We start from the raw sequence: 21,929 nt of genomic DNA, 5'->3' as shown, positions 1-21,929 counted from the left end.
TTCCGTCATAGACAGTAATTAAGCTCAAGCTACTTTTTCAGCAAATGCCTTCAGTAGTTTTCCTAAGTTTACAGCAGCAATTGCGCCGAATTCCATTGTTTCATCGTGTGTCAGTTCATTACCTGTCATGCCAGCAGCATAGTTGGTGATAGAGCTTACACCGCACACACGCATACCACAGTGGCGTGCAACGAGACATTCAGGAACAGTAGACATGCCAACAGCATTTGCACCCCAAACACGGAAGGCTTTAATTTCTGCCGGTGTTTCAAAGTTAGGGCCTTTTGCCATCAGGTATGTACCTTCATGAAGCTTGATGCTCAGTTGTTCTGCACATTTGCGCAGATCATCTGTAAGCTCCTTGTCCCATGCAGCAGTCATGTCGCTGAAACGAGGGCCGAAGCGTTCATCATTGATACCAACAAGTGGGTTAACACCAGAGAAGTTGATGTGATCAGTAATCGCCATCAAGCTACCTGGACCTGCTTCTTCATCTAGGCTACCGGCAGCGTTTGTAAGAACAAGGATTTCCACCCCAAGAGCCCATAGAACACGTGTTGAAAACGCAAGCTTATAATTATCGTGGCCTTCGTAGGCATGGGCACGGCCCTGCATACAGATCACACCTTTTCCGCCTAGCTTGCCAATAAGCATGCGACCAGCGTGGCCTTCCACTGTCGGCTTCGGGAAGCCCGGAAGGTCTGCATACGAAAGGATGGTTGGGTTTTCGATGCTGTCTGCCAGATCATTCAGGCCGCTACCTAGAACCATGGCAACTGCTGGCACAGGGCCATCAAGTTTTTCACGGATAAAGGAAGCACAGGTTTGTACGTCTTCGTAGCTCATGGGGGATTCTCGCTATATCTCAGACACAAATGGTCAATGGGTTAAACGTCAATCTCAGGAAGATCAATGCCTTTATGTTCACGGATTTCGTCTTTTGACATGTCAGACAGTTCGTGTGGGAACACGAGCCAGTCATCGGTTTCATGACAGTAGAAATCAGGTGTTAGCTCAGTCACATTACGTGCTGGCTTGTAGAACACAGTGGCAATTTTGATTGTCTCTGGTGTGTTGCGGCGACATTTTTCGTGCAGGTGTTTGATGATGGCATCAATGGAACGGCCGCTATCAAATACATCATCAACGATTAGAAGGCTGTCATCATGATTGATGTTGGCGATGATATATTCAAGGCCGTGTACCTTTACTTCTTTTTGTTGCTGCATGCCAATGTAGCTGGAAGTACGGATGGCGATATGATCTGTATCCACACCGTAGTAATCGAGGATTTCTTGAACAGCGATACCTGTTGGGGTTCCACCACGCCAAACACCAACGATAAATTTCGGGCGGAAATCACTTTTCAGAATTTGCAGACCAAGCTGGAACGAATCGTCCAACAGTTCCTGCGCAGTTACATATTTTTTTACAACACTCATTTGGCTTAGGCCCCTTTAGTTCCAAATAGTCTGTCGCCAGCGTCGCCAAGACCCGGCACAATATACGCATTTTCGTCCAGACGCTCATCAATGCTTGCAGTAATTACAGGCACGTCAGGATGCGCTTCAACAAAAGTTTTAATGCCTTCTGGAGCAGCCAGCAAGCAAACAAAACGAATGTCTTTCGCGCCAATGTCTTTCATCTCTTGCACAGCACGCACCGCTGAGTGGCCTGTTGCCAGCATTGGATCAAGCACTACATTTACGCGAGAGCTTGTGTCCTTTGGGACTTTGAAGAAATATTTGGTTGGCTGAAGAGTTTCTTCATCGCGGGCCAAGCCAATTTGGCCAACACGCGCAGAAGGAACTAGGTCCAGCATAGGGCCAAGCAGGCCATCACCGGCGCGAAGCACAGAGATGAAGGTAAGTTTCTTACCTGCAAGAACTGGTGCTTCTGTTGGGCAAACTGGCGTTTCAATCTGGATTTTACCAAGTGGCAGGTCGCGCAGGGCTTCATAGCCAAGGAACAGGCCAATCTCTCGCAGGAGTTTGCGGAATTCGGATGTGCTGGCCTCTTTACGGCGCAACAATGTTAGCTTGTGCTGAACAAGCGGATGGTCAACTACTGTTACTTGTTCGGTCATAGTGTGAACCTCGTTGGAACTGAAATTGCACTGTTCATAAGACTTTCGCCTCCAATTGTCGACTGAATCTTGACAGTTGTGTCAAAAATGGTTGACCAAGCGGTCCTGCTCTGGTTCCCTTGCGCCTTCGATCGATTTCGGGGCATATATAACCATATACAATATTGTGCCTCCGCGGAGTTAAAAGTCATGAAAAAAATTTTGAAGCAGATGGGTGTTGCCCTCGCCCTTACTGTAACAGCGACGGCTGTAGCTGCAGCACAGGATTTTAAGCCAGTTCTACTTTACGATATTGGCGGTAAATTCGATAAGTCATTCAATGAAGCTGCGCATAACGGCGCTGAGCAATTCAAAAACGAATTTGGCGATGCGTACCGCGACTTTGAGCCAAATAGCGAAACCCAGTATGAGCAAGCGTTGAAACGTTTTGCGCGCCGTAAAGCGGATGTAATCGTAGCTGTTGGTGTGGGTTATTCTGTCGCTGTAAAAAATGTAGCTAAAAGATATCCGAATGTGAAGTTCACAGTGATTGACGCCATCATCGATTTGCCGAATGTTCAGTCGATTACATTCAAGGAAAACGAAGGTTCGTTTCTGGTGGGCATGATTGCTGCTATGAAAACCGAATCAAAGAATATTGGCTTCATTGGCGGTATGGATATTCCACTGATTCGTCGTTTCGAACAGGGATATGTTGAAGGTGCGAAATATATTCGCGATGATTTGAACTTCGTTGAAAACTATGTGGGTACAACACCAGCTGCATGGAATGACCCAATTAAAGCATCTGAAATGGCGCGCTCGCAGTATTCACGTGGTGTAGATGTTATTTTCTCAGCTGCTGGCCCTTCTGGCCTTGGTGTTATCCAGGCCGCGAAAGATAATGGCAAATTGGCTATCGGTGTGGACAGTAATCAGAACCACGTTGCGCCGGGTAGCGTTCTAACAAGCATGATGAAGCGTGTTGATCTGGCTGTTTATCAGGCGATGAAAGAAGCTAAAGAAGGTAACTGGAAATCTGGGCACCGAGTAATGGGCCTTAAAGAAGGCGGTGTGGATTTTGCACTTGATGAGCATAATGACGGCCTTATTACAGCTGACATGAAAACGAAGCTTGAAGACGCTAAAAGCAAAATCATCAGCGGTGAAATCGTTGTAGGTGATGTTGCTGGTAGCAACTCTGGTCACTAAGAAGAAGTGAAAGCGGGATACTGAAAACAGTATGTCTGAAGTTTTAGCAATTGAAACGCGCGAGCTTTCCAAGCGTTTTGGAGCAGTTCGCGCGAATGATGGTATTAGCTTGCAGGTTGGTAAAGGCACTGTCCACGGTATTGTGGGGGAAAATGGTGCTGGTAAATCAACACTGCTTAAAATGCTGTTTGGATTTTACACGCCAGATTCTGGTGATGTTTTGGTGCAGGGGGAGCACGTAAGTTTTGTAAACCCAGCTGACGCCATGGCACGGGGCGTAGGCATGGTGCATCAGCACTTTATGCTGGTTGAGCCTTTCACAGTGCTAGAGAATATTATTCTGGGCGCTGAAACTTCCAGCAAGCTTGAGGAAGCGAAAGAAGATGCCCGCAAGGCTCTTTTAGAGCTTGAAGAAAAATTCGGCTTTGACCTACCGCTGGATGAACCTGTTGAGAATTTGGCTGTGGGTGTGCGCCAACGCGCTGAGATTTTGAAAGCTCTTTATAAAGGCGCGGAAATACTCATTTTAGATGAGCCAACAGCAGTACTCACTCCTCAAGAATGTGAGCAATTGTTTGAGCTTGTGAAGCTTCTCAGAGAGCAGGGTAAAACCGTTCTTTTCGTAACTCATAAGCTACACGAAATTATGGCAACGACGGATGATGTAACCGTTATTCGGGCTGGTAAAGTTGTCGCGCGCCGTAAAACATCAGAAACATCCTGTGAAGAACTGGCTGAGTTGATGGTTGGCGCGAAAGTGGTGCGGGAAGTGGCTCGTGAAAGCCACGGCGCAACTGCTGCTCGCCTTTCGCTCCATCAGGTGAATGCGAGTAATGACCAAGGGCATGCCGCGCTAAAGAATGTTTCGCTTGATGTACATGATGGTGAAGTACTGGGAATTGCTGGTGTAGCAGGAAACGGCCAGACGGAGCTTCTTGAAGTGGTAACCGGGCTTCGCGGTGTCGTCTCAGGTAGCGTTAGTTTTTCTGGTGATGTTGTGGCGACGGACAGTATCACTACTGATCCAATCACACTGCGCCGTATGGGTATGGCGCATGTAGCTGAAGATCGCCTGAAAACAGGTGTGGTTGAAAGCATGTCAGCCAAGGAAAACATTATCCTTGGTTATCAGCGTGAACCTGATTTTGTTTCTCGTGGCGTTCTGAAGCTAAAGCATATTGCACAAAAGGCGGCTGAATATTTTGAAAGCCAGGATGTGCGCCCGCGCAATCCTAATCTGGAAATTGGTTCCTTCTCTGGTGGTAACCAGCAGAAAGTTGTGATCGCGCGTGAAATTGCACGTGATCCGCAGTTGATGGTTATTGGCCAGCCTACACGCGGTGTTGATATCGGCGCCGTAACGAAAATTCACGACCAGATCACAGAGCTTAGAAACGCTGGTAAAGCGATGCTTGTTGTATCCGCTGATCTTGATGAACTTCTAGCGATTTCTGACCGTATCGCAGTGATGTGTGAAGGTGAAATTACGGGTGTGCTTCCTGTGGAAGAAGCTGACGAGAAAACTCTCGGCCTCCTGATGGCGGGTGGTTCTCTGGATAATGTGACTGCAAAGGAAGAAGAATAATGGCTGCAGGCGCAAAGAAATTACCATTTTGGGCGGATGCTATTTTGCTTCCGGCACTGAATCTGCTGGCGGCGTTTTTGGTTTCTGGAATTGTTATTTGGGCGCTGGGTGAAGATCCCTTCCTCGCGCTATCGCTATTGATTGATGGTGCTTTTGGCTTTGAAGAAGCCATCAGCTACACCTTCTATTACGCGACCAACTTTATCTTCACGGGCCTTGCTGTCTCAATTGCGTTTCATGCGGGGCACTTTAATATTGGTGGTGAAGGGCAGGCGATGCTTGGCGGGCTTGGGTTAACGCTTGCGGTGTTCTTGTTCTCTGGTTTGTCGCCATTCCTTGCTGTGATTATGGCAATTATAGGTGCAGCACTGTTTGGTGCGGCATGGGCTTACGTTCCTGCTTATCTTCAAGCGAAGCGTGGTAGCCACATTGTGATCACTACAATCATGTTCAACTTTATTGCATCTTCGCTGCTGGCATATCTGCTTGTTGGGCCGCTTCAGCGCCCTGGTGGACAGATGCCTGAAAGTGCGGATTTTCCTGAAGGTGCGAGCTTAATGCCGCTTCATGAAATCTTTGGCATGTTTGGTAAGACATTTGAAGATGGGCCGATGAACGTATCACTTATCATCGCGCTTTTATGTGCGGTTGGAGTTTGGTTCCTTCTGTGGCGTACTCGCTTTGGCTATGAACTTCGTGTGGTTGGCCAAAACCCGAATGCTGCTGCATTTGCAGGTGTTTCAGTGTCGAAGATGACGATCATTGCCATGATGATCTCGGGTGCACTTGCTGGCATGATGGGGCTTAATGAACTTCTAGGTCAGCAGCACCGTCTGCTTGGTGGATTCACGCTTGGGTACGGTTTTGTTGGTATTGCTGTTGCCTTTATGGGGCGTAACCACCCAGTTGGTATTATTCTTGCGGCGCTTCTATTTGGTGCTCTTTATCAAGGTGGTGCGGAGTTAGCGTTTGAGATGCCGACGATTACACGTGACCTGATCATCATGATCCAGGGCTTGGTAATTTTGTTCGCCGGCGCGCTTGAGCATCTGTTCCGTGATCCGGTAACTAGGATTTTCACTAAAATTCAAACCGCCAAAGAGGGAGCAGCCTAATGGAGTTTTTCGCTGATTTAGTGCTGCTCACGGATTCTACTTTCCGGATTGCAACACCTCTTGTTTTGACAGCTCTTGCTGGCCTTGTTTGTGAACGTGGTGGTGTGGTTGATATTGGTCTTGAAGGCAAGATGCTTGCATCTGCATTCGCGGCAGCAGCGTCCGCAGCAGTAACTGGTTCACCTTGGGCTGGTATGGCTGCGGGCATTGGTGCTTCCATTCTTCTTGCGTTACTCCATGGTTATGTTTCTATCAGCCAGCGCGGTAATCAGATTGTATCCGGCATGGCGATAAATATCGCAGTGGCTGGTCTTGCGCCAACTCTTGCAAATTTCTGGTTCGAGAAAGGTGGGCAGACACCGCTTCTGGGTGATGAGGCACGTTTCAGCACCATCACTTTCCCGTTCGCAGACAGTTTGGCTGATGTGCCTGTAATTGGTGCGCTCTATAGCGAGATTTTATCAGGTCATAATATTATCACTTATATGACTATCGTGATTGTACCGCTAGTGGCGTGGATGCTTTATAAAACGCGCTTCGGTCTTCGCCTTCGCGCGGTGGGTGAAAACCCAGAGGCAGTTGATACGGCTGGTATCTCAGTAACTCTTCTTCGCTATCAGGCGATGGTGATTGCTGGTGTATTATGTGGCCTTGCTGGTACTGTGCTTTCAACAGGTCTTGGTGCTGGTTTCATCCGCGATATGTCGGCGGGCAAGGGCTATTTAGCACTTGCGGCGATGATCTTCGGAAAATGGAAACCTGTTCCAACACTTCTTGCTTGCTTACTCTTTGGTTTTGTTGATGCTCTTCAGGGCCGCCTACAAGGTGTTGCTTTACCGCTCATTGGTGAGATCCCTGTTCAATTTACAATTATGCTACCTTATGTGCTGACTGTTATTATCCTTGCGGGTTTTGTAGGAAAAATTCAGGCGCCAAGAGCAAGCGGTATTCCTTACGAGAAGGATCACTAGAATGTCTGACGTAAAAGCAGACCTTATTGAAGCGGCTGTTGGCGCGCTTCAAAAAGCTTATGCCCCATATTCAAACCATCCAGTAGGAGCTGCGCTTTTAACTGGCGATGGTAAAATTTATGCGGGCTGTAATGTTGAAAATGCAGCATATCCACTTGGGCAATGCGCTGAAGCAACAGCAATCGGTAACATGGTACTTGGGGGTGGTAGCAATACCATCAAACATGTTGTGGTGGTTGGCCCGGGCGTGCACGAGTGTACGCCGTGTGGTGGTTGCCGCCAGAAAATTCGTGAGTTTGCAGGCCAAACGGGGGCGCCTGTAACCATATGCGATAATCGGGGGAACATCTTGTTGGAAACACACAGTGCGGATTTGTTGCCGCATTCGTTTGGTCCAGAAAATATTGATAAAGTAAAAGGCTAACAGATGACTGAGAGCGTGTTCCTGCCCCAGGAAGCAATCCGCGTTAAACGCGATGGTGGTGAAATTTCTGAAAATGATATCAAAGCGTTTGTAGCGGGTATCACTAGCGGTGCTGTAACGGAGGGCCAGATCGCGGCGCTTGGCATGGCTGTTTTCTTTAACGGTATGACACCAAAAGAAGGTGCAGCTCTTACTCTTGCTATGCGTGATAGCGGTGATGTGATTGATTGGCAGAAGTTCGGTTTTGATGCAGATGCCCCAATCACAGATAAGCACTCTACGGGCGGTGTCGGCGATAAGGTAAGCTTGATGCTTGCGCCAATTGTGGCTGCGTGTGGTGGCTTGGTGCCGATGATTTCTGGCCGTGGCCTTGGTCATACCGGTGGTACGCTTGATAAGTTTGAAGCGATCCCGGGGTATGATCCGTACCCAAGCATTGACCGTTTTGCTGAGATTGTGAAAATAGTTGGTTGTTCCATCATTGGTCAAACAGGTGATTTGGCACCTGCTGACAAGCGTTTTTACGGTATCCGTGATGTAACATCGACTGTCGAATCTGTACCATTAATTACAGCGTCTATCCTTTCCAAAAAATTGTCAGCTGGCCTTGGTTCGCTGGTGATGGATGTGAAGTTTGGTTCTGGCGCTTTCATGGATAGCTTTGATAAAGCGAAAGTATTGGCTGAGAACATCGTGCGTGTAGCGGGAGCGGCTGATACACCAACAACAGCGCTGCTTACAGATATGAACCAGGTTCTGGGCCGCACAGCAGGTAATGCCGTTGAGGTGTTGGAAACAATCGAGTTTTTGACAGATTCTGCGAATGCAGACCAGCGTCTACTTGATGTAACGCTTGATCTGGCAGCTCATATGCTTGCGATTTCTGGCGCGCAGCCAGATGTAGCGACAGCACGTGCGAAATCTGAAGAAGCGCTGAATAACGGTAAAGCTGCTGAGATATTCGGTAAAATGGCAGCTGCACATGGCGGCCCAGCTGATATCGTAGAAAACCACGGAAAATATCTTTCTTATGCACCAGTTGTAAAACCTGTACCGACAACAGCATCTGGTTTTGTTTCCAAAATGGATGCTCGTGAAGTTGGTATGGCTGTTGTTGCTCTTGGTGGTGGCCGTACGGACCCTGCAGCAAAGGTAGATCATTCAGTTGGCCTCACTGAAATTTGTCAGCTTGGCGACCGTATTGAGAAAGACCAGCCGCTTGCGATGGTGTATGCTCGAACAGAAGCAGCGGCAGATGCTGCAATTGCACAGGTTCAGGCTTCTATTAAAATTACTGATGAAGCACCTGCAATCACACCTGTGACAGCTGAAATCATTCAGGGGTAGAGACATGGCACGTGCTTTCATTCTTGTTCTAGATAGTTTTGGTATTGGTGCTGCGCCGGATGCCGATAAATTTGGGGATGTAGGTTCAGACACTCTGGGCCATATCGCTGATTGGTGTGCGGCTGGTAATACATCTGATGACCGACCGGCAGCGGGTAAACTGAACCTTCCAAATATGGCGCAGCTTGGTCTTGGTAAAGCTGCGGAATTGGCTACAGGTAAAGAACCAGCTGGGCTAGAGTTTAGCGGTGATATCACTGGCATGTATGCCGCGTGTGAAGAGCTTTCATTTGGTAAAGATACGCCGTCGGGCCACTGGGAAATGGCCGGTGTACCGGTGATGTTTGATTGGGGTTATTTCCCACAAGAATTCCCAAGTTTCCCGGAAGAGCTAATTAATGAGCTTTGCGAGCGATGTAACCTTCCAGGCGTACTCGGAAATAAAGCGGCATCTGGCACTGTAGTACTTGATGAACTTGGTAAAGAGCATATGGAGAGCGGTAAGCCGATTGTTTACACATCAGCTGACAGCGTGTTCCAGGTGGCTGCTCATGAAGAGACTTTCGGTCTCGAGCGTCTTTACGAGGTGTGTGAAGTTGCTCGCAAACTTGTGGATAAATATGAAATTGGCCGGGTGATTGCGCGTCCATTCCTTGGTGACGAGGGTAGCTTTGAGCGTACAGGGAACCGCCGCGATTATGCAACGCCACCACACAAGCCAACACTTCTTGAAAAACTGGAAGCAGAAGGCCGCGAAGTGATTAGTGTTGGTAAAATCGCTGACATCTTTGCCCATAAAGGATTGACTAAAAAGGTGAAAGCAAACGGCCTTGAAGGCTTGTTTGATCTTTCCATGAAGATGCAAGATGAAGCCAAGGATGGCTCGCTCACATTTGTGAACTTTGTGGACTTTGACCAGACATACGGGCACCGCCGTAACGTGGGTGGTTATGCGGCTGCGCTTGAGTATTTCGATACACGCTTGCCAGAGTTCACTGGCCGCATGCAAGAGGATGATATTGTTATCCTGACAGCGGACCACGGCTGTGACCCAACATGGCCGGGGACAGATCATACACGTGAGCATGTGCCGTTTATTGCTTATGGGCCGAAGTTAAAAGCTGGTAGTGCAGGAGTGCGCCGTTCATTTGCCGATATCGGGCAAACGATTGCAACACACCTTGGCATAGCGGCACTTGAGGATGGTGAAAGCGCGATTTAGTTCGCGCTTTTTTACTAAGGTAATCAGAGAGGGGATTATGCGTCTATTTACCGGAATTTTCGCAGCGCTAATGTTGATGACATCTGCGGCGACTGCCTATGGCCCAACAGGGCACAGAGTGATTGCTGAACTTGCATTTCGTCATTTGTCGCCAGATGCACGGGCAGCCGTTGAAGCTATTCTTGGCGATGAATTGATGGCAGAGGCATCAACATGGCCTGATGAAATGCGTTCAAGCCCGGAGGAGTTTTTCCGCCGTACCGCAAATGTATATCACTATATCAATTTGCCTGATGGCGTGACTTACGAAGAAAGCGAAAAGAACCCAGGCGGCGATGCTCTCACAGCTCTTGAAAATTTCACCAAGGTAGTGAAAGACGAGAATGCTTCGAAAGAAGACAAAGCGCTCGCTCTTAGGTTCATTATCCACATTGTTGGTGATCTACATCAGCCGCTGCATGCTGGACGCTCAGAAGATCGTGGTGGAAACCGCATTGATGTAGCTTGGTTTGGTGAGATGTCTAATCTTCACAAAGTATGGGATGAGGATTTGATCGATCACAAGGATCTATCTTTTACCGAGTGGACGAACTTCTTGGATCCTAAAATTAAAGCTAACCACATTACTGAATGGCAACGGTCTGAGCCGATTGACTGGGTGCGTGAGCTGATCTCTTATCGCGGCGATATTTATAAAAGCGCCGAAAATGGTATTCTTTCTTGGGACTATGTCTACAAATATACACCGCTAGTAAAAAGCCAACTTTCCAAGGGGGGGATTCGTTTGGCTGGTTATTTGAACGAAATGTTCAAAAAATAATCGTTAAAACAGCTTCTAGAGGAGGGATTCGTTCGAAAGAGCGAATCCCTTTTTTCTTATTTTCTAACTGTGTGTTTTTTGTAACACGGCAGTTTTCCGCCCTTTGTGAAGGAGCCGTGGTGTTCTTTTTGAGAGCTGTAAGGCTTGTAAATCAACGGCTTTAGGCTGTTTTTAGGGCTTGTGTTGTAAAAGAGGCACTATCGGAAAAATAAGTTATCCACCGATATTTTATCTTCTAATCATGATTGTTGACACTTTCGTCAAAAAACTGAAAGAAACGGCGCATAAAAGAGCCTCACGCATGAGGTAGGTGTTTCTTTTACCAATTTGACTAAACGGTCAATTTTTGGTTTTCTTACGCCTAGTTTTGTGTGGGAAACTTTTTGTACGAATGGACGGAAGTCCAAAGGGACACCCTTGGGTATAAGTAATGTGGGTGTTCGTACTTAATGGAGCTTAGGGAATGAATCGCCTATTTAAGACTGCTCTTTGTAGCAGCGTTGCACTTGCCGCCATGGCCGCAAGTGTTCCTGCGGTATCGCAGGAAATTACTGCGGGTGTCCGTGGTACTATTTACTCACCAGCTGGTGATACACTATCTGGTGTTACAGTAATTGTTACTGATACACGTACTGGCAGCGTTAGCCGTACAACAACTAACTCAAACGGTGCGTTTAATGTTCGCTCCCTTCAAGTTGGTGGTCCTTACACTATTCGTGTTGAAGGTGGTAACTACGAAGACGCACTTGTAACTGACGTTTTCACAAACCTATCATCTACACCTAACTTCGACATCCAGCTTCAGGCTTCTCAAGACGGTGTTGAAGAAATCGTAATTACAGCTTCTGCAATTGTAAGCTCTACAGTAGCAGTTGGCCCAAGCTCTTCTTTCACACTGACAGATATTGAAACAGCGCCTTCAATCAGCCGTCAGGTTCGTGACATCATCCGTGTTGACCCACGTGTAAACATTGGTCGTTCAAACAACGGTGGTGGTTTTGGTGTTTCTTGTAACGGTGGTTCTCCACGTGTGAACTCCTTTACAATTGATGGTGTACGCGCAGCTGATGCATTCGGCCTGAACTCTTCAGGTAACCTTGCTCGTAGCACGTTCCCAATTCCATTCGATACAATTGCAGCTGCTTCTGTAGAATTCTCTCCAGTAGACGTTGAATATGGTCAGTTTACTGGCTGTAACATTAACGTTGTTACAAAATCTGGTTCTAACGAATTCCACGGTTCTGCATTCTTCCTATATAACGGCGACAAAATTACCGGTTCAACTATTGATGGTGAAGATGCGCTTGGTGGAGCTGAGTTCGATCGCTATAACTGGGGTGCTGAACTTGGTGGTCCAATCATCCAAGATAAGCTTTTCTTCTATGGTTCTTACGAAGAAACAGATGAAGGTGATATTCCTAACTACGGTACAGTAAGCGGTGACTTCATTAACGCCAACGCAAGCGGTGCTAACACTATTAACGACCTTCGCACAGACGACATTAATCGTGTGCGCAGCATTCTTGAAAGCCAATATGGTCGTACAGTTGGTGATATTGTTTCTACACTTCCAAATACAAGCCGTCGTTTCTTCGGTCGTATTGACTGGAACATCAACGATGACCACCGTCTAGAAGCAACATACGGTCGTCTAGAAGAAAACCGTCTTGCGAATGATGATTTTGGTTCTGGCCGTGGTGAGTTCACATTCCAGGATAACTTCCACAACCGTGGTTCTGTATCTGATACATACGCTCTACGCGTGTTCTCAGACTGGTCAGATAACCTATCTACTGAATTCCGTATGTCTCGTAACGACATTAGCGATATTCAGGATCCTGCATTCGGTGGTGAAGCTCAGGCTGAAAATACTCCGCGTATCGCAATCGGTGGCCGTTCGTTCTCTAACGAATTCTTTGATCAAGATTTCGCATCTGGCCCTGGCGTATTCCGTTCCGCTAACCAGCTTGACGTTCGTATCGATCAGATCAAATTTAAAGCTGATTATGTAGCTGGTGATCACCTGTTCACAGCGGGTTACGAACTTGATAACCTAGACGTATTCAACCTCTTCATCATTAACGCTACTGGTACAGTGTTCTTTGAAGATATCGATGCTCTAGAAGCTGGTCAGGCTCAATTTATCCGTATCAACGAGACATTCACTGGTAACCCAACAGACGCTGCTGCTGAGTTTACTCGTAACATTCACACTCTTTATCTTCAGGATAAATGGCAGGTTAACAGCAACTTCGAACTTGTTGTTGGTCTACGTTATGACTTCTATAAGTCTGGTGATGCTCCTAACCTGAACCCAGTGTTCCAGGACCGTTTTGGTTTCGCAAATACTCAAGCATTCTCTGGTCTTGATGTGCTTCAGCCACGTATCGGTTTCACATGGACACCTGAAGGTCTTGGTAATACGACATTCACAGGTGGCTTTGGTAAATTCTCTGGTGGTGACCCAACCGTATGGTTTGCGAACTCATTCCAGAACTTTGGTGGTGCTATTGGCCTTGGCGATTCAAGAAACAGTTCTTGTACTGCTGAAGATCTGAACGTACTTGCTGGTGGTACTTTCTCTGGTATTCCTCAGTGTGTACGTGATGCTGGTCAAGCAGAAGCTCAGGGCAACCTTGCTACAGTTGCAGCTGTTGACCCAGACTTCAAATTACCAACTCAAAACCGTTTCAGCCTTGGTGTAACGCATATTACTGAGAATACTGGTTCGAATTTCTTCGATGACTGGACAATTCAGTTAGACGCGATCTATAGCGATATTGTTAACGGCGTAGATTTTGTTGATCTGTCTCTTGTTCAAACTGATACAGCTCCAGATGGTCGTCCGATCTTCTCTCAGCTTGACCTGAGTAACCCAGGTTTTGCAGATGGTTGTAATGCGACATTTGCTGGTATCCGTGAGGGTTTCACTAACGCAACCGACGCATGCTTCAGTGATCGTATTAGCAGCGGCGCGCAAAACATCGTTCTTACCAATGCTGTTAACGGTGGTGGACATAGCTTCTCGCTTTCAGCTCAGTTCGGTAAAACATTCGATCTGACAGATCGTTCTACTCTAGATTTCCGCTTTGGTTACGCATACAACGACTCTGTTGTTGGTAACGCTGGTGGTTCTTCGACTGCAGGCTCTAACTTCGAGCAAGTTGCAACATCTAACTTTAACAATGTTGGTCTTGGTCGTTCTGTGAACAGCAACAGACATAACTTTGTAGTTCGTGCGACATACTCTAACGAGTTCTTCGATGACCTGCAGACTAAAGTTGGTGCGTTCTTCCGTGTTAATTCTGGTCGCCCACTATCTTATGTGTTTGATGCAGATACATCTACTGATGCATTTGGTGACTCTGATGATGTAGCGCGTAGCCTACTTTATATCCCTACAGGTGCAGATGATCCTCTAGTGACATATGCTGATGCAGAGACAGAAACAGCATTCTTGAATTTCATCGCTGCTGAAGGTCTTGAAGGCGGTTCAATCATCGATCGTAGTTCAGTAAGCCAGCCGTGGAATACAGATCTCGATCTACGCATCTCTCAGGAGCTTCCGGGCTTCTTCGCCACAGACAAAGTTGAAGTGTTCGTTAACTTTGAAAACTTCCTGAACTTTATCGGTAATGGCGCTCAACGCTTTATCAATACTGATAGTTCTGAGGGTATTCCTCTTGTTGCAGCTGAGATCAATGATCAAGGCCAGTATGTGTACAGCAACTTTGAAGCTCCTCGTCAGTTTAACGACGTACAAGATACACTATGGCGCATTCAAGTAGGCGTTAAGTACAAGTTCTAATTTGAGCTCGTAGTTAATTACAAAAAATGTGCGCCCGAGATTATCGTCTCGGGCGCGCTTGTTTTGGGGAAACATCAGTTACCGAATGCCGAAGGGATACGGCGAGAGGACGATATGAGTGTTAAAAAAGGCCAAGGGACAGGCCATAAAGCGAATATTCGCAGAGAAAACGAAGCAAAAATTTTAGCCGCTGCAGAAACGGTGTTTGCGGAAAAAGGATTTAAGGGTGCAAGTGTTGGCCTGATTGCGGAACGAGCCGGCGTACCAAAACCAAACATCTACTATTATTTTGGTGCAAAAGAAGATCTATATAGAAGAGTCATCGAAGAAGTGTGCTCGATGTGGCTTCATGCTGCTGATTTATTTGATGAAGAAGTAGAACCTTTAGTCGCTTTTGAAAAATATATTTCATCAAAAATGGATTTGGCTAGAAAACGGCCTCATGGTTCACGTTTGTTCGCTATTGAGATAGCCAGTGGTGCCCCATTCTTGCAGGACTATCTTACCAAGATAGTGAAGCCTTGGTTGGATAGTAGAGAAAGTATTATCCAAAACTGGATTGCTGAAGGCAAAATGGCATCAATCAATGCCAGATACTTGTTCTTCATGATTTGGGGTAGCACCCAGCATTATGCGGATTTCGAAGCACAGATTAATGCTATGAACGATGGCGAGCCACTTACTGACGATATGTTTGAAGATGCCAAGAAAACCGTCATCTCTATCGTGGCAAACAGCTTGAAAACTGCTGGCTAGTTTTCTGAACCCTTAATTATTCCAAGCAACAGATTGGCATCTTCAATCTGTTGCTTTTTTGTTATTTCGGTATTTCTTTTCTGCATGGGGCTTAGGTACCCGTGGTCATACAGAAAATCATTGCGGCTATCTTTACGTAATACGGCGAAAGCGCTTGGGAAATCATAATCGCAGTTAGTAAGTATGATTGGGCTGTTATTCACTCTGGCGTCTCTACCTTCCATGAAAGTTGAAATAGTGGAATGTAGATCAATGTGACTTTTGATATTTTGAAAGTAATTTTGAGGTAAGCCTGAGAGCCAAAATGGTACATAAACCTGTTCGTCTGATAGACGCCCCGAATGCCCCATAATACCACCTTCTCGCAACTCTTCCCCATGGTCCGAAGTAACAATGACAACTGTGTCATCTGCAAGTCCGCTGGTGTTTATATATGAGAGTATCTCACCTATCTGAGTATCAAATGTCCGGATGCTTGCGAGGTAACGTTCCTTGAGCGTTAAATCTGTAGTGTCTGTTTCACTAAGATAAGGAAAATGATTGCCGTAGTAATAGGAGAGATGAAAGAAAGGTGTATTGTCTTTCGCATATTCCTTCAGTGTTTTTATCGTGTTCTTGGTAACCTGAGTATCATTACGTAGGTCATCAGTATCTTCATCCCAAGTTACCCTATTGGTATCCTCCGCGAATATAATGGAAGAAACATCATACCAATCAAGAGAAGTGGCTTCACTCGATGAGGTTTTATAACCGTTGTTTGCGAAAGTTTTGATGAGGCTGTTTGATCCACCACTCCGTCTGGCGTTGCCAAAGCTGGTAGCAAGTTTTCCTGATAGCATACTGTAGAAACTGAAATGGGTGCAGTTTGCAGTTGCTAGATGGTCATAGGAAGTGAAGCCATTTTCAAAGAAGTGGTTAAGGTTTGGTGTTAGGGTCGGGTCCTGCTTAATATCTTTAGCACGAAGGCTATCGGTGACTATTAAGAGGATGTTTTTGCGGCGTTTGAAGGTGATTGACACGCCAGGTGAGTTATCTCGTTTCGCAAAATTTTGGGGCTTATAACCAAACGGTGTTTCCGGTGTTTGTTCCCAAAACAGGCCAAAAAATTTTCTGGTGTAATAAGAAGGTGTGACCGCGAAAAAGGGGAGTTCCCGTTTCACCTCCATAGCGTCGGATTGCCCATGGAAAAACAAAATGCCAAAAGTGAATTGAGCAGACGCCAGTGAAATGACTGTCGATATTGCTAATAGTCGGCCTTTCAGAACAAAAGAGGGTTTAAGTAATTTTCGGCTGAGCCAAAGGCATATCAGGAAAATGATGGAAATTCCTAAAAAGAGTAAGTTCCCTGAAATGCCGGTTTGATTGCTGGCATCGGGTTGAAACAGGAGTGACAGAACAAACCTGTTTAGATGCAGACCTGTGAACTGATAGATTGATATCTCAGTGATTAGAAGCAAAACAGAGACAGCAAAAATACTTGAGCCTATAAAGGGATGAAGGCGGCCTAATACAAGCCGAACAAGCAGGTAGCTTGATAATAAAAACACTGAGTGGAGAATAGGTATTATACCCGCGAGTGACCATTCAAAAGCTTGCATTGAAGCAATGAAAATCAACAAGCTAATGATGATAAATTCAAAGTAGCTGTGTTGTCTTTTCTCGCGCGGCATAATGATCCTAAACCAGAGGCTAACTGCTAATTTATTGTTCTATAAAAGCTTTGCCCCTAGTTGAAGAATACGTCAACCTGTATTTCCGAAGCTACCTTTAAGTTCCACCTTCTATGCGCTGTAGGTCATGTTTGAGATTTCTACCGGCAATCCAGAATAATAATCCTTTGATGAGAGCGATGCAGGCACCGATCGTCATTGCCCAGTGAAGGCTTTCGTAACCGTTAATCTTCGTAAGAAAATCAGACAGCATACCAATGAACAGCGGCCCAAGGCCTAAGCCGATAAGATTTAGAATGAAGAAGAGTATAGCAGAGCTTAGGGCGCGCATCCTTGGTGTAACCAACCGGTGGGTAACTGCAATAGCAGGTGGTAGGTACAGAGTACCTAGAACGTTTACAATGAAGATTAGGATTAGAACGAGTTCTACACTGCTTGTGTGAAATGCATAGATGGCAAATGGGATAGCGCACACAGCCGTTAAACCTGGAAGCCACATATACCAACGTGCATCGTTTTGCCCGATTTTATCGGTGAGGTATCCACCAAGGAAAGTACCAATAATGCCAGCGCCACCACCCACGAGGCCGAGGGTGATACCTATCATGGAATAGGCTATCTCATACTCTGAGCTACCACTGAAGCCAAGGGAAGAGCCCATAGCAGCTAGGTCGGATAGGTGGTAACGAAATAAAAAACTTGGCATAAAGTTGCTTACACCGTAGCTGACAAAGGCAGATAGCGCGCTTCCTACTGCTAAATATGGAAAAGCTTTTAGTTTCAATACAAAACGGAGAGTATTGATAAAGGAAGGCGGGGCTTCTGCGCCAATTTTGTCATATTGCCCTCTGGGAGGTTCTTTAACTGTTATCCAAAGAATAAGTGCCAAGAGAATACCTGGCAGACCAACAATCATGAAAGTTGTGCGCCAGCCGTACGTTACACCTAAAACACCACCGAATGAGTAACCAATTACTACGCCGAGGTAGAGCCCCGCAGAATATATTGCGAGCGCTGTTGCCCGCTTCTTGGGACTGAACATATCACTGATCATAGAGTGTGCTGGTGGGCTACCACCAGCTTCACCAATGCCAACCCCAAGGCGCGCTAGCAAAAGCTGCATATAATTCTGAGCAAGGCCCGAAATAGCCGTCATCCCGCTCCAGATAGTTAAGGAAATCGCGATGATATTACGGCGGTTTTTCTTGTCGGCCAGTCGAGCAATGGGGATGCCCATAAATGTGTAAAAAGCGGCAAATGCGATGCCTGAAAGAAGACCAAGTTGTGTATCGGACAGATCAAGGTCTGCTTTAATAAGAGGCTGTAAGATGACGAGAATTTGACGGTCAATAAAATTGAAAGCATAGACAATCGTAAGAATGGCCAGCGTATAATATTTCATTCGGCTCGACAGCATCTTCGGCTGTGAGCTTGCAGTCGTGTCCGACATAAATCCTCCCATCATAGCTGCACAAATGCAGTCCTATGCCTCCCCAGGCTTTAAGTGACGATAGGGCCTTTCTTCATGCAGGCAAGAAATAAGCAGCCGTAGCGGCAATAAAAAAGGCGCCAGCATGAGCGGGCGCCTTTGTCGTTACCTTAATTGATACCTATCTGGCATCCAGTTGCTTCAACATAACTTCTACAGCTTTTTCAATCTGTAGGTCTTTACCGTTTGCTGAAGAAACGGGGTCATTCTTCACTTTATGATCAGGCTCAAGCTGCTGGTTCTCAAGGTAATTACCGTTGAGATCAAGCTGGCCAACCTGAGGGATACCAAAGGTGATATCGCCAGAATGCAGTGTTTCCCACCATACCGCTGTCATAGTGCCTGGTACTGGCATACCAACAGTTTCACCAATATCCAGAGCTTTGTATGTATATGGGAATGCGTGTGCGTCAGAATAGTTACCTTCGCCCATAACAACAATGGATGGCTTGAACCACTGATCAAGTGGGTCGCCTTCCCAAACTTTGTTGCCGCGTGGTTTCATCTTCAGATACTGCTTGCCCGACAGGAATTTAGCCAGGTCGTTATGGAGCCAGCCGCCACCATTCCAACGGGTATCAACGATGATTGCTTCTTTGTCGAAATTCTTGCCAAGTACATTGGAGTATACTTCACGGAAGCTAGGATCATTCATGCCACGGACATGCACGTAGCCAAGGCGACCGCCGGATAATTCTTCAACAAGAGCAGCGCGCTTTTTAGTCCAGCGTTGATACATCAGTTCGTTTTCTTGCCAGCGTTGAATTGGTTTAACGACCTCATCAAAGTTTGAACCGTCAGCCTTGGTAAATGTTAGGCGTACGCGCTCACCAGATTTATGGTTGAGTAGTTCATGAAGGTTTTTACCATTACCTAAGGCCACACCATTAATCGCAGAAAGGCTCATGCCTGCCTCTACATCGCTTGATGCTTTTGCAAATGGACCTTTTTCAAGCACTTCAGTGATCTTCAATGCGCCAGATGTATCTGTCATATCAAAGAGTAGACCAAGTGTAGCTGAGTTATCTGCATTGTCGGTACGACCACGATAATATGCACCTGTATGTGATGCATTCAGCTCACCAAGCAATTCTTCCATCATGCGAGCGAAGTCTTTGTTGTTGCCAATGCTCGATAGCTTGGCAGCATACTCTTCCTTCATTGTATCCCAATCAACGCCGTGCATGTTCGGGTTATAGAATTTACCCTTAACCTGACGCCAGATATGCTCGAAGAAATATTCGCGCTCTTTATCGCCTTTCAGTTCCATGGTCGCGTTCAGGCTGATGCCTTTGCGTTTTGCGCCGCCGCCATTCAGGCTGAACTTAGCAAGACTACCATTCGCGAGGACGAAGAGAGATTTTTCATCTTTCGATAGCTCAATAGAAGCGTTCCCTGCACCAAGTTTGGTTATCAGCTTTGTTGAACGCTCACGGAAATCATGAAGCCAGAGATCAAAGCCTTTTTCAAAGCGAGAGAGATAATAAAGCTTGCTGCCATCTTTTGTAAGAACAGCATCTGCCAGATCGCTTGAATGCACTGTCAGGCGAAGCGTGCGATCTTCGATGCCATCCCAATCGATTTCAATTGGTTTAACATCGTCTTTTTTATCTTTTTTCTTCTCGTCTTTCTTATCTGCAGCTTTATCGCCGTCTTTCGCTTCAGATTTGGCTTTTTCTTTTTCCTCTTTCTTCTTTTTGTCTTCCTTTTTCTTCTTATCTTTATCGAGCTCTTTCATCAGCTCATATTCTTCTTTGGACATGGTGAATTTGTCGTAAGCATCCTGGTTCAGGAAAGCTGCCATAATGTCAAATTCACGGCCCCAGCTACCATGGTCGCGCTGACCGTAGCGTGCAGAGTACCAAAGAACAGCATTACCGCCTGAGTGCCAGCTAGGGCTGCCGTCTTGATAACCTGAAAGACTGATATCACGCGGTGCTGCAGAGCCATCGGCTGGAACCACGGCGATGTTGGTTACGAAGATGCGGTTGCGGGCTGCGAAATCAACTGTTAGCCATTTACTGTCTGGTGACCATGCGAAGGTGATATCACCGTCAGCGTAGCTATAGTTATGCTCTGCACTAAGCACAGTAACTGCTTCACCAGATTCTATATCCAGAACTTTCACAGCATCACGGTCTGAAATGAAAGCAACCTTCTTACCATCAGGTGAATACTGCGGTTGGAAGGCTTCATTATCGCTATCGAATAATACTTTTTCGTCTATAGTTGTGCTGGCGAAGAAGTATTTCTCGTCTTCAGAAGCAATTGAAGCTTCAACAAGTTTCCACTTGCCGTCACGCTCAGCCGCATACACAAGCTTTTTGCCATCCGGATGGAAATCAACTGAACGTTCTTGCGCCGGTGTGTTGGTAATGCGTTTCGTGGTGCGGAAGTCTGTTGATGTTACAAAGACTTCACCGCGAGCGACAAAAGCTACTTCTTTACTGTTTGGAGATGGAGAAAAGCCGTTGATACGATTTGAAACTGTGATTGTTTCTGTATCGCGGCCATGACCATCCGTTGCGATATTAATTTTTACTCGCTTAGGGCTTTTGCCATCTTTTACTGTGTACACAGAACCATGGTGCACAAAGGCCATTGTACCATCTTTGGCAATGCTTAGGCTGCGAACAGGGTGCTGTTTGAAATTTGTAACAGCTTTTTTGTTAGAGCCATCTTCATTCATGCTCCAGATATTGAAAGTGCTGTCATTAGCTTCAGAGGTGAAATAAACCTTACCACCTTTACCCCAAACTGGGTTGTGATCACCGCCAACGAAATCAGTCAGCTGCGTATGCGCGCCAGATTTGGCGTCGTACACCCAAATATCACGCGCGAATGCAGATATATCATGTTTACGAAGATCGCTCTCAAGTGATTTTTCTTCACGGTACAGGAGCTTAGAGCCATCTTTGTTCCACTGAGCTTCAGAAGCAGGAGTTGTCAGTACCATCTCAGGTGTGCCACCATTTACTGAAACAGTATAAACTTCACTGAGTGAACCGCGCGGGAACAAGCTGCTGCTTGCAGCATCTGTACGCGTTGAGCGGAATGTTATGGATTCATCATTAGGTGCAAAATCCATTGGTACGTCACCTGAACTATGGAACGTCAGGCGTTTTGCTGTGCCGCCAGAAGCTGGCATTGTATAAATATCATAGCCACCATTGCGGGTAGAAGCGAAAGCAATTGTTTTGCCGTCGTTTGACCAGATTGGATAGCCTTCCCAAGCTTCGTTCACCGTAAGAGGAACGGCAGTGCCACCTTTTACCGATGTTTTGTAGATATCCCCCTGATACGTAAACAGAATGGTTTTTCCGTCTGGCGAAATTGACGCCTGCGGAAACCAATCGTTATTTGGTGCCGCTGTCGCGCTGAGGCTTGTACATCCAAGAAGCCCGGCAACTAGCAGTGCCTTTGAAATATGCGTTTTCATAGCATC

Annotated in this window: 16 protein-coding genes; 10 read left to right on the top strand and 6 right to left on the bottom strand. The window is 46.4% G+C overall.

Annotated elements, in window-relative coordinates; genetic code table 11:
• Positions 1-24: 24 nt before the first annotated feature.
• The 3 genes from KFE96_RS15580 to upp are packed head-to-tail and all read right to left on the bottom strand — an operon-like array spanning position 25 to position 2,086.
• On the bottom strand, positions 25-846 hold the full coding sequence (locus KFE96_RS15580) for a purine-nucleoside phosphorylase (RefSeq protein WP_255833465.1): 822 nt from the start codon (positions 844-846) through the stop codon (positions 25-27).
• 41 nt (positions 847-887) lie between these two features.
• Entirely contained in the window at positions 888-1,442 is a 555-nt protein-coding gene (locus tag KFE96_RS15575) for a phosphoribosyltransferase (protein ID WP_247016752.1), read from the bottom strand.
• 5 nt (positions 1,443-1,447) lie between these two features.
• Positions 1,448-2,086, bottom strand: a complete 639-nt coding sequence (gene upp, locus KFE96_RS15570; RefSeq protein ID WP_247016743.1) for a uracil phosphoribosyltransferase — start codon at positions 2,084-2,086, stop codon at positions 1,448-1,450.
• A 189-nt stretch (positions 2,087-2,275) separates the two neighbouring features.
• On the opposite strand from upp, the gene KFE96_RS15565 reads away from it, so the two are divergent.
• The 10 genes from KFE96_RS15565 (at position 2,276) to KFE96_RS15520 (ending at position 15,325) form a co-directional block, all read left to right on the top strand.
• Entirely contained in the window at positions 2,276-3,277 is a 1,002-nt protein-coding gene (locus KFE96_RS15565) for a BMP family protein (protein WP_247016741.1), read from the top strand.
• A 31-nt stretch (positions 3,278-3,308) separates the two neighbouring features.
• Positions 3,309-4,862, top strand: coding sequence for an ABC transporter ATP-binding protein (locus KFE96_RS15560; protein ID WP_255833464.1), 1,554 nt, complete (start codon positions 3,309-3,311; stop codon positions 4,860-4,862).
• Positions 4,862-5,977 (top strand): ABC transporter permease, encoded by a 1,116-nt coding sequence (locus tag KFE96_RS15555; RefSeq protein ID WP_255833463.1) that lies wholly within the window; start codon positions 4,862-4,864, stop codon positions 5,975-5,977. Before KFE96_RS15560 ends, KFE96_RS15555 begins: the two co-directional genes overlap by 1 nt.
• On the top strand, positions 5,977-6,948 hold the full coding sequence (locus tag KFE96_RS15550; RefSeq protein WP_255833462.1) for an ABC transporter permease: 972 nt from the start codon (positions 5,977-5,979) through the stop codon (positions 6,946-6,948). The genes KFE96_RS15555 and KFE96_RS15550 overlap by 1 nt, the downstream gene beginning before the upstream one ends.
• A gap of 1 nt (position 6,949) precedes the next feature.
• Complete coding sequence (locus KFE96_RS15545; protein WP_247016733.1) at positions 6,950-7,372, top strand: cytidine deaminase; 423 nt, start codon at positions 6,950-6,952, stop codon at positions 7,370-7,372.
• 15 nt (positions 7,373-7,387) lie between these two features.
• The gene (gene deoA, locus KFE96_RS15540; protein ID WP_370650599.1) at positions 7,388-8,719 is read left to right on the top strand and encodes a thymidine phosphorylase; all 1,332 of its coding nucleotides are present in this window, start codon (positions 7,388-7,390) and stop codon (positions 8,717-8,719) included.
• A 4-nt stretch (positions 8,720-8,723) separates the two neighbouring features.
• Complete coding sequence (locus tag KFE96_RS15535) at positions 8,724-9,941, top strand: phosphopentomutase (protein ID WP_255833460.1); 1,218 nt, start codon at positions 8,724-8,726, stop codon at positions 9,939-9,941.
• Between the two features lie 37 nt (positions 9,942-9,978).
• The gene (locus tag KFE96_RS15530) at positions 9,979-10,761 is read left to right on the top strand and encodes a S1/P1 nuclease (RefSeq protein ID WP_255833459.1); all 783 of its coding nucleotides are present in this window, start codon (positions 9,979-9,981) and stop codon (positions 10,759-10,761) included.
• Between the two features lie 463 nt (positions 10,762-11,224).
• Entirely contained in the window at positions 11,225-14,569 is a 3,345-nt protein-coding gene (locus KFE96_RS15525; RefSeq protein WP_255833458.1) for a TonB-dependent receptor, read from the top strand.
• A gap of 114 nt (positions 14,570-14,683) precedes the next feature.
• On the top strand, positions 14,684-15,325 hold the full coding sequence (locus KFE96_RS15520) for a TetR family transcriptional regulator C-terminal domain-containing protein (protein ID WP_255833457.1): 642 nt from the start codon (positions 14,684-14,686) through the stop codon (positions 15,323-15,325).
• On the opposite strand, the gene KFE96_RS15515 is transcribed toward KFE96_RS15520, so the two are convergent.
• The 3 genes from KFE96_RS15515 to KFE96_RS15505 all read right to left on the bottom strand — a co-directional run bounded on the left by KFE96_RS15515 (position 15,322) and on the right by KFE96_RS15505 (position 21,923).
• Positions 15,322-16,491, bottom strand: coding sequence for a sulfatase-like hydrolase/transferase (locus KFE96_RS15515; RefSeq protein WP_255833456.1), 1,170 nt, complete (start codon positions 16,489-16,491; stop codon positions 15,322-15,324). The two genes, KFE96_RS15520 and KFE96_RS15515, sit on opposite strands and share 4 nt — an antisense overlap.
• Before the next feature lie 601 nt (positions 16,492-17,092).
• Complete coding sequence (locus KFE96_RS15510; RefSeq protein ID WP_255833455.1) at positions 17,093-18,445, bottom strand: MFS transporter; 1,353 nt, start codon at positions 18,443-18,445, stop codon at positions 17,093-17,095.
• Positions 18,446-18,605: 160 nt separating this feature from the next.
• Positions 18,606-21,923 carry a S41 family peptidase gene (locus KFE96_RS15505; protein WP_255833454.1) on the bottom strand — a complete coding sequence of 1,106 codons (3,318 nt, stop codon included), beginning with the start codon at positions 21,921-21,923 and terminating at the stop codon, positions 18,606-18,608.
• Between the last annotated feature and the right edge of the window lie 6 nt (positions 21,924-21,929).

It is taken from the genome of Kordiimonas sp. SCSIO 12603 (genome assembly GCF_024398035.1).
Lineage (GTDB): Bacteria > Pseudomonadota > Alphaproteobacteria > Sphingomonadales > Kordiimonadaceae > Kordiimonas.
The sequence above is the reverse complement of the archived record's forward strand: the minus strand, read 5'-3'. Positions and strand labels throughout refer to the sequence as shown.

Bases quoted from the DNA above. Each gene is read 5' to 3' on its own strand.
- KFE96_RS15575 (WP_247016752.1), bottom strand. From the start codon at position 1,442: ATGAGTGTTGTAAAAAAATATGTAACTGCGCAGGAACTGTTGGACGAT.
- KFE96_RS15505 (WP_255833454.1), bottom strand. From the start codon at position 21,923: ATGAAAACGCATATTTCAAAGGCACTGCTAGTTGCCGGGCTTCTTGGA.
- KFE96_RS15545 (WP_247016733.1), top strand. From the start codon at position 6,950: ATGTCTGACGTAAAAGCAGACCTTATTGAAGCGGCTGTTGGCGCGCTT.
- KFE96_RS15510 (WP_255833455.1), bottom strand. From the start codon at position 18,445: ATGTCGGACACGACTGCAAGCTCACAGCCGAAGATGCTGTCGAGCCGA.
- KFE96_RS15550 (WP_255833462.1), top strand. From the start codon at position 5,977: ATGGAGTTTTTCGCTGATTTAGTGCTGCTCACGGATTCTACTTTCCGG.
- KFE96_RS15525 (WP_255833458.1), top strand. From the start codon at position 11,225: ATGAATCGCCTATTTAAGACTGCTCTTTGTAGCAGCGTTGCACTTGCC.
- KFE96_RS15580 (WP_255833465.1), bottom strand. From the start codon at position 846: ATGAGCTACGAAGACGTACAAACCTGTGCTTCCTTTATCCGTGAAAAA.
- KFE96_RS15565 (WP_247016741.1), top strand. From the start codon at position 2,276: ATGAAAAAAATTTTGAAGCAGATGGGTGTTGCCCTCGCCCTTACTGTA.
- KFE96_RS15535 (WP_255833460.1), top strand. From the start codon at position 8,724: ATGGCACGTGCTTTCATTCTTGTTCTAGATAGTTTTGGTATTGGTGCT.
- KFE96_RS15555 (WP_255833463.1), top strand. From the start codon at position 4,862: ATGGCTGCAGGCGCAAAGAAATTACCATTTTGGGCGGATGCTATTTTG.
- KFE96_RS15530 (WP_255833459.1), top strand. From the start codon at position 9,979: ATGCGTCTATTTACCGGAATTTTCGCAGCGCTAATGTTGATGACATCT.
- upp (WP_247016743.1), bottom strand. From the start codon at position 2,086: ATGACCGAACAAGTAACAGTAGTTGACCATCCGCTTGTTCAGCACAAG.
- KFE96_RS15520 (WP_255833457.1), top strand. From the start codon at position 14,684: ATGAGTGTTAAAAAAGGCCAAGGGACAGGCCATAAAGCGAATATTCGC.
- KFE96_RS15560 (WP_255833464.1), top strand. From the start codon at position 3,309: ATGTCTGAAGTTTTAGCAATTGAAACGCGCGAGCTTTCCAAGCGTTTT.
- KFE96_RS15515 (WP_255833456.1), bottom strand. From the start codon at position 16,491: ATGGAGGTGAAACGGGAACTCCCCTTTTTCGCGGTCACACCTTCTTAT.